Below are 11,007 nucleotides of genomic sequence, written 5' to 3' on the forward strand. Positions count from 1 at the left end.
GGCCCGCGCCATCGCCAGCAGTGCCTCCTGGTTCTCCTGCAAGGCGTCGCCATCGACCGGTTGCAGATCCAGGCGGAAAACGGTGCTGTCGGTCACCCAACCGAGGGAGACCTGGGTGGTTCCATCGCCATCACGCGACGTCTTGATGGTGGCGGCATGCTCATTGACGTCCGCGTTAACCCATTCCTTAACCAAAGTGATCGATCCCCCGCTCTCACGGTATTCGGACTCACTGAGCTGGACAAAGCCGAGGCCGGCAACTTCCCATGATCGCGATAGCCCGCTCCACCGGCCGTCCTTCAATCCTCCCGCCGTTGTCGCTTCAACCAATGGCAATCCATCGAGGATCGTACCGTTCACGGAAATCGGCTCATAGCGGAGATGGGGCGAATATCGGCGACCGATGCGTACGCCTTGTCGAATACGGTGAACCGATCCACACGACCCTTTGCCAGCCGCCGGGCATTTCGCATATCCAGCACTTCGCCGGTAGGCGCAGCGGCGCCAGCATGGCGCCGGCAGTCAAATCACCCCAGCGACTCTTTCGCGGCCGAACGTCAAATCTCCACCTGCGCGCCCAACTCGATCAACCGGTTGCCCGGAATCTGGAAGAACGCCGTCGCCGGCATCGCGTTGCGCGCGAGGAAGGCGAACAGCTTGTCTCGCCACAACGCCATGCCGGGTCGGCGGACGTCGGCCACGATGGTTTCGCGCGACAGGAAGAACGTGGTGTCCATCATGTCGAAGTCGAGGCCCAGCGTACTCGCGCGGGATAGCGACAGCGGGATGTTCGGGTCTTCGGCGAAACCGTAGCGCAGCTGCAGCCCATAGAAGCCGTTGCCGTACTCGATCACTTCCATGCGCTCTTCGTAATCCGCCACGGGCGTCTCGAGCATTTCCACCGTCAGCAGGACGTTGCGCTCGTGCAGCACCTTGTTGTGCTTCAGGTTGTGCAGCATGGCGTGCGGCACCGAGTTCTGGTTCGCCGTGAGGAACACGGCGGTGCCAGGAACGATGAGCGGCGGGTGATCGGCGATATTGGCGACGAAGGGTTCGAGGGCCAGGCCGGATTGCTTGATCTCGCGGACCACCAGCTCCCTGCCCCGCCGCCACGTCGTCATCATGGTGAAGATCACCACGCCCAGCACCAGCGGGAACCAGCCGCCATGGGCGATCTTCAGCGCGTTGGCGCCGAAGAACGAGATATCGACGATCAGGAAGATCACGCCCACGGTGATGACGGCCGACCAGTGCCAATGCCAGCGGCGGCGGGCGACGACCAGTGCCAGCAAGGTCGTCATCGTCATCGTGCCGGTCACGGCGATGCCGTATGCCGCGCCGAGGTTGTTCGACGACCGGAAGCCGATCACGGCCAGGAAGACCAGCACCAGCAACAGGCGGTTCACCCAGGGCACGAAGATCTGCCCGGACATCTCATGCGAGGTATGCACCACCGCCATGCGCGGCGAGTAACCCAGCGACATCGCCTCGCGAGTCATCGAGAAGGCGCCGGAGATCACCGCCTGCGAGGCGATGATGGCGGACATCGTCGACAGCGCGACCATGGGATAGAGCCAGTCTTCCGGCACCATCTTGTAGAACGGGTTTTCGATCGCCGTCTGGTCGTGCAGCAGCAGCGCGCCCTGCCCGAAATAGTTGATCAACAGCGCCGGCAGCACGAAGGCGAACCAGGCCAGGCGGATCGGCTTCTTGCCGAAGTGTCCCATGTCCGCATACAGGGCTTCCGCGCCGGTCAGCGCCAGCACCACGCCACCCAGGGCGATGAAGGCCTGCTTGCCGTGCTCGAGGAAGAACGTCACCGCGTACCACGGGTTCAGTGCGACCAGCACCTGGGGATGGGCGACGAGCTGGCGCAGGCCCAGCCCGGCGAGCACCAGGAACCAGACCACCATCACCGGCGCGAAGGCCTTGCCGACGAAATTGGTGCCGTGCCGCTGCACCGCGAAGAGGATGATGATGATGACCAGGCAGATGGGCAGCACGTAGGTGTCGAGCTGCGGCGCGGCGATTTCCAGGCCTTCGACGGCCGACAGCACCGAGATCGCCGGTGTGATGACACCATCGCCATAGAACAGCGAGGCACCGAAGATGCCGATCGCCGCCAGCACCCAGCGGGCCCTGGGCGAGCCGCTGACGCTGCGCTGGGCCAGGGCCATCAGCGCCATGATGCCGCCCTCGCCCTTGTTGTCCGCTCGCATCACGAAGGTCACGTATTTCAGCGACACCACCATGATCAGCGACCAGAAGATCAGCGAGAGGACGCCGAGCACCGCCGTTGGATGCGGTGTCATGCCGTGCGTGCCCAGGGTCTCCTTCATGGCGTACAGCGGACTGGTGCCGATGTCGCCGAAGACGATGCCGATGGCACCCAGCGCCAGGGCACCGATGCGGCGGCCGTGGGCGTGCTGGATATCTTCGGCGGGGTTTTCCGTTTTCACTCTCAACCTCCGAGCGCCGCTCGCAGCGCCTTGCGGATGATGGCCTCGGCGGAATCGCCTTCGGCGGCGGCTTTTTGAACGAGCCGGGATGCTTCCACCGGCTTGTAGCCGAGTTGTTGCAGGGCGACGGTGGCTTCGCCGACCGGATCGGCCGGCACGACCTCACCCAGCGTGCTGACCGGGAGGCGCACGCCCACCGCGTCCACGCGATCGCGCAGTTCCACCACCATGCGTTCGGCGGTCTTCTTGCCGATGCCCGGGATCTTGGTCAGGGCCACCACGTCACCCGCATGGACCAGCCGCGACAGATCGTCGGTGGCCACGCCGGACAGTACCGCCAGCGCGATCTTCGCGCCGATGCCGCTTACCTTGAGCAGGTTGCGGAACATGGCTCGCTCGGCTTCGCGCAGGAAGCCGTAGAGGGCCACGCCGTCTTCCTTCACCGCGTAATGGGTGAGCAGGACCACTTCCTTGCCCGTGCCGGGCAGGTCGTAGATGGTCGACATGGGTGCGTCGACCTCGTAGCCGACGCCTCCCACTTCGATGAGTAGCGACGGTGGCTGCTTGCTCACCAGGGTGCCGCGCAGGCGACCGATCATCGGCGACGTCTCCATGCCGTGCGGGGGATGCCCACGCGCTCGAGGCTGGAACGCGTATGCGCATGGGCGATGGCGATCGCCAGGGCATCGGCGGCGTCCGCCTGCAGCGGGCCCTTGATGCCGAGGATGATCCCGATCATGTGCTGGACCTGGGTCTTGTCGGCGCGGCCGGTACCGACCACCGCCTGTTTCACTTCGGTCGCGGCGTACTCGTGCACGACGATTCCCTGGCTGACCACGGCACACACGGCGGCGCCGCGTGCCTGGCCGAGCTTGAGGGCCGAGTCCGCATTGCGCGCCATGAACACGCGCTCGATCGCGGCTTCCGCCGGACCGTGCGTGCCGATGATGCCGCAGAGCTCGTCAAATATGCGTTTCAGGCGCAGCGGGAAGCTCGCCTCCCCGCCTATCACCAGGGCGCCATGCCATACATGGGTGAGCGCGCCGCTGTCCGATACGTCGATGACGCCGACGCCGGTACGCTGGCTGCCCGGATCGATGCCGAGGATGCGGGTCATGGCAGCGATGCTACGCGCAAGACGGTAAGGGGCCGGTAAGGCCTCAAGCCTCGTCCGCGTCGTGGGCCGGCAGCACGGCGTTGTGGTAGACCTCGTCCACGTCGTCGAGCGCGTTCAGGCGTTCGAGCAGCTTCTCGAATTGCTCCAGGGCCTCGCCGGTGGGCGTGACCAGTGGACCGTTCGGCCGCATCACCACGTCGGAACTCTCGACCTCGAAGCCAGCCGCGACCAGCGCCTTGCGCATGGCCTCGACGGCGATGGGATCGGACGCCAGCAACACCGTGCCGACACCGTTCTCGATGACGATGTCTTCGGCGTTGTTCTCGATCGCCGCTTCTTCCAGTTTCGATTCGACGTCGGCATCGCCGCCGGTATGCACCACGACCTGGCCCACGCGGGTGAACTGGAAGGCCACCGAATTGGTGGTGCCCATGTTGCCGCCGAGCTTGTTGAGCGCCGCGCGCACGTCGGCCACCGTGCGGACCTGGTTGTCCGTCACGCAATCGATGATCAACGCGGTACCCGCCGGCCCGTAGCCTTCGTAGCGGATCTCGTGCATGTCGGCGCCGCCCTCGGCACCCGAGCCGCGCTTGATGGCGCGCTCGATGGTGTCCTTGGTCATGTTCGCCGCGAGCGCCTTGTCGACGGCGGCGCGCAGGCGCGGGTTCCCGTTGGGATCGGGCACGCCGCCACGCGTGGCGATGGTGATTTCGCGGATCAGCTTGGTGAACACCTTGGCGCGCTTGGCGTCTTCGGCGTTCTTGCGACCTTCGATGGACGGGCCTCTACCCATGTTCGATTCCTGGACTTACCGGACGGACGAGGGCGCGATTCTAACGGAAGTGCGCTCCGGACGGGTCAACCGTCGAACCGGCCTTCGCGCAGGAAGGCCACCACCTGGCGGGCGACGTCGGCCGATACGAGCATGCCGGTATGGCTGGTTTCCAATACGCAATGGTCGGTGAGGCCGGGCAGCCGGGTTTCCTCCACGCCCACCGAGCCATCGTGCTCGGCACCCAGCTCGCCTACGAAAGCGCCCAGGCCGACCGGCATCCTCCCGGCGATCATGCCGACCTCGCGACACCCGTCCCAGCGGTCCAACCCATGCTCCAGCAGCTCCTTGGAGCGGCCGAGCAGCATGTCGCCGCCCCAGCGATGCGTGAGCCCCCGCGCGGCGCCGCTGCCGTTGAGCGGGGAACCGAGGCAGACGATGCGGCCATCCGGCAAATCGTCGTCGCGGCAGGCCAGCAGGGCCAGGATGCCGCCAAGGCTGTGCCCCACGACGTGTACCGGACCAGGACCGAGGCCACGGATGCGCTTGCGCAGCCGTGCGATCGCCTGCTCCGGCGGCGCCGCGACACTCATGTACTCGAACTGGTGAACCCGGAAACCTTCCTCGCGCAGCCGCCGATGCAGCATCGCCATGGCGAACCCACGCATCCACAGGCCATGCAACAGCAGGACCTCGGGCGGCGGCGGGGTCATCGGCGCGTTCAGGGTCAGGCCTTCAGCGCCTCCGCGGCGGCGACGCGGACGTGCAGTTCCTTCAACTGCGGCTCGGACACCGGCGAGGGGGCATCGGTCATGAGATCCTGTGCGCTGGTGGTCTTCGGGAAGGCGATGACGTCGCGGATCGATTCCGTGCCGGCCATGAGCGCCGCGATGCGGTCGATGCCGAAGGCAAGGCCGCCATGCGGCGGCGCGCCCATGCGCAGCGCCTTGAGCAGGAAGCCGAACTTGGCTTCCGCCTCGGCCGCGCCGATGCCGAGCAGGTCGAACACCGCGCTCTGCATTTCCGGACGGTGGATACGGATCGAGCCGCCACCGATTTCATTGCCGTTGAGCACCATGTCGTAGCCGCGGCTGACCGCGATGGCCGCGTTGGCGCGAAGGTCGGCGATGTCGTCGACCTTCGGCGCGGTGAACGGATGGTGGAGCGCGACGAAGCGCTTTTCCTCCTCGTCGTACTCGAACATCGGGAAATCCGTGACCCACAGCGGCTTCCACGTGTTCTCGACCAGGCCACGGTCGCGACCCAGCTTGATGCGCAACGCGCCCATGAAGTCGGTGACCGTCTTCCAGGCGCCGGCGCCGAAGAAGACGATGTCGCCCGTGGCGGCGCCGGTGAGTTTCAGCACCTGCTCCAACGCGGTGTCGTCCAGGAACTTCGCCACCGGGGAATTGATGCCGTCGCGGCCCTTGCCGAGGTCGTCGACCTTCAACCAGGCCAGGCCCTTCGCGCCGTACTTGGCGGCGTAATCGGTGAGACCGTCGATCTCCTTGCGCGACAGGACGGCGGCGCCCGGCACGCGCAACGCGGCGACCCGGCCGGCGGGATCGTTGGCCGGTCCGGAGAAGACCTTGAACTCGACGTGCTTCACGGCCTCGGCGATGTCGACCAGTTCCAGCGGAATGCGCAGGTCGGGCTTGTCGGAACCGAAGCGGCGCATCGCCTCTTCGTACGTCATGCGCGGGAACACGGCGTCGAGTTCCACATGACGCACTTCACGGAACACGTGGCGGATCAGGTTCTCGACGAAGTCCTGGACGTCGCGCTCTTCGACGAAGGCGAACTCGAGGTCGAGCTGGGTGAACTCCGGCTGGCGGTCGGCGCGCAGGTCCTCGTCGCGGAAGCAACGGGCGATCTGATAATAGCGGTCGAACCCGGCCATCATCAGGATCTGCTTGAACAGCTGCGGCGACTGCGGCAGTGCATAGAACTGGCCCGGATGCACGCGGCTCGGCACCAGGTAATCGCGCGCGCCTTCCGGCGTGGCCTTGGTGAGGATCGGCGTCTCGATGTCCTGGAAGCCGGCGGCGTCGAGATAGCGGCGCAACTCGCGCACCAGCGCGGTGCGCGTGCGCATCATCTTCTGCATCTCGGGGCGGCGCAGGTCGAGGTAGCGGTAGGTCATCCGCATGTCCTCGTTCGGCGACTCGTGCAGCGCGAACGGCAGGTCGCGCGCGGCGTTGAGGATCTCGACCTTGTCGGCGATCAGCTCGACCGTTCCCGTCTTCAGCTTGTCGTTGGCCGACAGGCGTTTGCGGATCTGCCCGGTGACGCGAATGACGAACTCGTAGCCCAGTTCACCAGCGACGGCGAACGCCTCCGCGTTATCGCGTTCGATCACCACCTGGGCGATGCCCTCGTGGTCGCGCAGGTCGACGAAGGCCACATGGCTTTGCAGACGAAGCGTGTCCACCCAGCCGCAAAGGGTGACGTCCTGGCCGATCAGCGACTCGTCGATGAGTCCGCAATAATGGGTGCGCATGCGCTTGAAGCTCCGGCTACCGCAAAGGCGGTCAATAGCGTGGGAAAAGACCCCGGATCGTACCACGAGCCGGGGTCTCTCAAGCGCGGGCGGAGGCCTTAGCGGCCGATGTCGAACTTGCCTCGACAGCCACGATCGGCCCAGATGCCATCGCGGGTGAAGCCGTAGGTGTAGCCTTCGCGGCAGTCGCTCTTGGAGGTCTGCTCGACCAGGCGAGCGCCCCGTCCGATCGGCCAGTGGCAGAACACACGCTTGTTGTCTTCGCTGTCACAGGAAACGATCTGGCCGCCACCGCCGTAACCCGGGCGTCCACCGCCACCCCAGCCCGGACGGCCGTCGTCGTCCCAGCCCGGACGTCCGCCGCCCCAGCCACCGGCTTCCTGGAAGATGCCCCGGCAACCGTCGTCGACCCACAGGCCACCACGGTCCATGCCCCAGGTGCGGCCGCGGATGCAGGCGGTCTGGGAATCCTGGCGGACCAGGCGCGCGTCGCGCCAGGGCACCCGGCAGTAGGAACGGCGTCCGTTGTCGCTGTAGCAATTGACCGTGTCGCCGCCGCGCTGGGCGTGCGCCACGTGCGGAGTCAATGACAGGCCCACGCCGAGCGCGAGCATGGCGACCAGTCCAAGGATGCGTTTCATACCTACCTCCGATGTGTGTGACGCAAAATTATCGGAGGGATCCGCAACCATGTTTGAACGGACCGTAAGAAAACGCCCTGGCTCGGCGTAAGGACCTGCCTCGGTGACTATCCGGCCGCATGAGCGGCGGCACCCCTGCCTCAGCCGCCGGACGGCTTGGCGTCCGCCGAAGGGGTGGCGGCGGGAGCCGGCGCGGGAGCCGGCGCAGACGCCGCCTCGGCAGGCGCCCCGGAAGAACCTTCGGCCAGGTTCCGCTTTTTATCGCCGTCCTTCTTGAAATCGGTCTCGTACCAGCCACCGCCGGCGAGGCGGAACTGGGGTGCGCTCAACAGGCGGCCCACCCGGGGCTCGCCGCAGCTGGGGCAGGCGGAGGGATCGGCATCGGCGATCTTCTGCAAGCGCTCGAAGCGGTGGCCACAGGCCTGGCACTGGAATTCGTAGATGGGCATGGGGCGGGGTCTCTCGTTATCAGGCCGGCATTATCGGGGTGAGGGCCGGTTTTTCAATTCCTTGTGGCGCTCATCGCCGACAGGGTCGGTTCCCACCAGAAGCTCGCCAGACCTCATACCCAGGCCTGGTGGGAGCCGACCCTGTCGGCGATCCAACCCGCGAAAGCGCCCGAGGCATTTTGCATTGCACCAAAATGGCTGGAGAAGCCAGTTCCATGCCAAGCCCGTAAAAATGCGGCCTAGCACGCCATTGTTTCCCCACGATGGCGCATTCATGACGAATGTGTTGACGCACCGCAGCAAGCATGCATAGCGTCATCCCAACGCGGCCTTGAACCGCGTCCGCGGGGCACTCCCGCTCCGCGTGCCGTAGCTCGCCTTGGGGACCATCGATGACGACAGGTAAGACCCTACGACGCAAGCCGTCGGCCAGCCTCTGGCTACCCGCCCTCGGCCTCATGATCGTGACGCCCGGTCACGCCCAGGACGCGGCGCCGCCGCCGGATACCAAGGAGGCCCGGCAACTCGACCAGGTGGTGGTGACCGGCACGCGCAGCACCACGCGCACCGAGGCGAACTCGCTCTCGCCCATCGACGTGCTGTCACCGAAGGATCTCACGTCCACGGGAAGTACCGATCTCGCCACGGCCCTCGGCCGCCTGCTGCCTTCGCTCGATTTCCCGCGCCCGGCGATCAACGACGGCAACGACGCCGTGCGGCCGGCCAGCCTGCGCGGCCTATCGCCCGACGCGACGCTCGTGCTCGTGGACGGCAAGCGCTACCACACGTCCGCCCTGGTCAACTACAACAACTCCGTGGGTCGCGGCGCGGCACCGGCCGACCTCAATTCGATCCCGATCTCGGCGATCGACCACATCGAAGTTCTCCGCGACGGTGCCGCCGCGCAATACGGCTCCGATGCCATCGCCGGCGTCATCAACATCGTGCTGAAGCACGGCGCGGGACCCGGCAAGAACTCCATCAACGCCAACTACGGCATCATGGACAAGGGCGACGGCGAGACCAACGGCATCGATGGCTCGGTCGGCGTCGACCTCGGTGGCAAGGGTGCGGACGCGAAGGGCTGGCTGCGCCTGGCCTGGAGCTACCAGAACTCGATGAACACGAACCGCGCCTCGCCGGTAAGCCTGTTCACGCCGGAAGAAGCCGCCGACGGCAATGTCGCCCACCAGCGTTACGGCGATCCGGCGGTGAAGACCTATCAGGCGCTGACCAACTTCCAGTACGAGCTGGCGCGCAATGTCGACCTCTACGGCTATCTCAGCCTGAGCCGCCGCGACGTCACCTCGAACGGCTATTACCGCGGCGCGACCAACGCGCGGAACGTGCCGGAGATCTACCCCAACGGCTTCCTCCCGCAGATCGTCAACCACACCAACGACTCCACCGCCGTGCTCGGCGTGAAGGGCGTGACGGACGGCGGATGGCGCTGGGATGCATCGGGCAACTACGGCATCAACGATCTCGTCTTCGACGTGCAGAACAGCGTCAACACCAACCTGTTCTACTCCACCGGCGCATCACCCACGTACTTCAACGCCGGAACGTTCAAGAACTCGCAGGCATTGGCGAACGTCGATATCGGCAAGGACTTCAGCGTGGGCTGGCTGCCCAATCCACTCACCCTCGCCTTCGGCGCCGAGTATCGCAAGGAGAAGTACCAGATCGACGCGGGCGATCCTGAGTCCTACTACTTCAACCAGGGCACCTTGATTCCCGGCACCGACACACCTTACGCGGGTGGCGCGCAGGTCTTCCCCGGACTCTCGCCCGCCGCCGCGGGCAGCTTCACGCGACACAGCGAAGCGGCCTATGTCGATCTCGAAACCGACGTCACGGACAAGTTTTCCGCCGGTGTCGCCGGCCGCTACGAGCACTACAGCGACGCGGGCTCGACGCGTTCGGGCAAGCTGTCGGCGCGCTACCAGTTCACGCCCACGTTCGCCCTGCGCGGCACGATCTCGAACGGGTTCCGCGCACCGTCGCTCGCGCAGCAGAACTACCAGTCGGTGGTGACGATCATCGATCCCAGCACGGGACAGCTCGCACAGACCGGCACCTACCGCACGTCCGATCCCGCGGCCATCGCACTCGGTTCCAAACCGTTGAAACCGGAGAAATCCGCCAACTACGGCATCGGTGCCGTGTGGGAACCGACCGCCGACTTCAGCGCCACGCTCGACATCTACCAGATCCGCATCTGGAACCAGATCCTCTACTCCGACACCATCAGCCTCACCGATCCGCTACTCGCGGCGTACTTCAACAGCGTGGTGCCGGGCCAGCAGGTGACCGCGGTGCAGTACTTCGCCAACTCCGCCACCACGCGCACACGCGGCGCCGACCTCGTGCTGAACTACCGCATCCCGACGACGGCGTTCGGCCAGTTCAACCTGTTGGCCAGTGGCAACTACAACAAGGTGAAAGTGCTCTCGGTGGGCGAGACGCCAGCCGTGCTCCAGGCCAATTCATCCGGACCGATCGAACTGTTCGGCCGTTCCAGCCAGGGCATCCTGACCAAGGCCACGCCACGCACGAAATTCCTGTTCGGGGCGGATTGGACGCTCGATGGATTCAACGCGCATGCGGACCTGACCCGCTATGGCTCCGTAACCCGTGTGAATGCCGATCCCACGACCGACCAGGTCTTTCCCGCAAGGTGGCTGCTGAATCTTTCCGGCGGGTACACGATCGACCAGTGGAATTTCACCCTCGGCGTGGACAACGTCACCAACCAGTATCCGCAGCGGGTGAAGCCGACCAACAGCGGCGAGGATTATTTCAGCGGATTGCAGTATTCGGCGCTGTCACCGTTCGGGTTCAACGGGCGGTACTACTACGCCAAGGTGGGCTTTCGGTTCTGACGGAGGGGTGGCGGGAGGGGAGAGCATCGCCGACAAGTCGGCTCCCACAAGGCGCGAAGCATCGCCGACAAGTCGGCTCTCACGAGGCACGAAGCATCGCCGACAGGGTCGGCTCCCACCTTCAATAAGGGCGGCTCCCGGCACCAGCAGGGTTGGCTCCCACCAGGCATCGAGTGCCTGGTGG

General features: G+C 65.7%; 10 protein-coding genes. 1 reads left to right on the forward strand and 9 read right to left on the reverse strand.

Going from position 1 to position 11,007, the window contains the following annotated elements:
* The 9 genes from ACR9ZJ_RS17305 to ACR9ZJ_RS17345 form a co-directional block, all read right to left on the reverse strand.
* A partial coding sequence (locus ACR9ZJ_RS17305) for a hypothetical protein (protein ID WP_481288453.1) occupies positions 1 to 360 on the reverse strand: 360 nt, incomplete at its 3' end.
* 197 nt (positions 361 to 557) lie between these two features.
* A complete protein-coding gene (locus ACR9ZJ_RS17310) occupies positions 558 to 2,459 on the reverse strand; it encodes a potassium transporter Kup (RefSeq protein ID WP_481282634.1) in 1,902 nt (633 codons plus the stop codon).
* A gap of 2 nt (positions 2,460 to 2,461) precedes the next feature.
* Positions 2,462 to 3,058 carry a Holliday junction branch migration protein RuvA gene (gene ruvA / locus ACR9ZJ_RS17315; protein WP_481288454.1) on the reverse strand — a complete coding sequence of 199 codons (597 nt, stop codon included), beginning with the start codon at positions 3,056 to 3,058 and terminating at the stop codon, positions 2,462 to 2,464.
* Positions 3,055 to 3,576 carry a crossover junction endodeoxyribonuclease RuvC gene (gene ruvC / locus ACR9ZJ_RS17320; protein ID WP_481282632.1) on the reverse strand — a complete coding sequence of 174 codons (522 nt, stop codon included), beginning with the start codon at positions 3,574 to 3,576 and terminating at the stop codon, positions 3,055 to 3,057. The genes ruvA and ruvC overlap by 4 nt, the downstream gene beginning before the upstream one ends.
* A gap of 43 nt (positions 3,577 to 3,619) precedes the next feature.
* A complete protein-coding gene (locus ACR9ZJ_RS17325) occupies positions 3,620 to 4,369 on the reverse strand; it encodes a YebC/PmpR family DNA-binding transcriptional regulator (RefSeq protein WP_481288455.1) in 750 nt (249 codons plus the stop codon).
* 65 nt (positions 4,370 to 4,434) lie between these two features.
* Positions 4,435 to 5,061 carry an alpha/beta fold hydrolase gene (locus ACR9ZJ_RS17330; RefSeq protein ID WP_481282630.1) on the reverse strand — a complete coding sequence of 209 codons (627 nt, stop codon included), beginning with the start codon at positions 5,059 to 5,061 and terminating at the stop codon, positions 4,435 to 4,437.
* A 14-nt stretch (positions 5,062 to 5,075) separates the two neighbouring features.
* The gene (gene aspS / locus ACR9ZJ_RS17335; RefSeq protein ID WP_481288456.1) at positions 5,076 to 6,848 is read right to left on the reverse strand and encodes an aspartate--tRNA ligase; all 1,773 of its coding nucleotides are present in this window, start codon (positions 6,846 to 6,848) and stop codon (positions 5,076 to 5,078) included.
* Positions 6,849 to 6,946: 98 nt separating this feature from the next.
* Complete coding sequence (locus tag ACR9ZJ_RS17340) at positions 6,947 to 7,489, reverse strand: DUF3011 domain-containing protein (RefSeq protein ID WP_481282628.1); 543 nt, start codon at positions 7,487 to 7,489, stop codon at positions 6,947 to 6,949.
* A gap of 140 nt (positions 7,490 to 7,629) precedes the next feature.
* Complete coding sequence (locus ACR9ZJ_RS17345) at positions 7,630 to 7,938, reverse strand: FmdB family zinc ribbon protein (RefSeq protein ID WP_481288457.1); 309 nt, start codon at positions 7,936 to 7,938, stop codon at positions 7,630 to 7,632.
* Between the two features lie 458 nt (positions 7,939 to 8,396).
* On the opposite strand from ACR9ZJ_RS17345, the gene ACR9ZJ_RS17350 reads away from it, so the two are divergent.
* Positions 8,397 to 10,823 (forward strand): TonB-dependent receptor plug domain-containing protein, encoded by a 2,427-nt coding sequence (locus ACR9ZJ_RS17350; protein ID WP_481288458.1) that lies wholly within the window; start codon positions 8,397 to 8,399, stop codon positions 10,821 to 10,823.
* The last annotated feature ends 184 nt before the right edge of the window (positions 10,824 to 11,007 follow it).

This window comes from Luteibacter sp. KNZ12-1A (assembly GCF_056755675.1).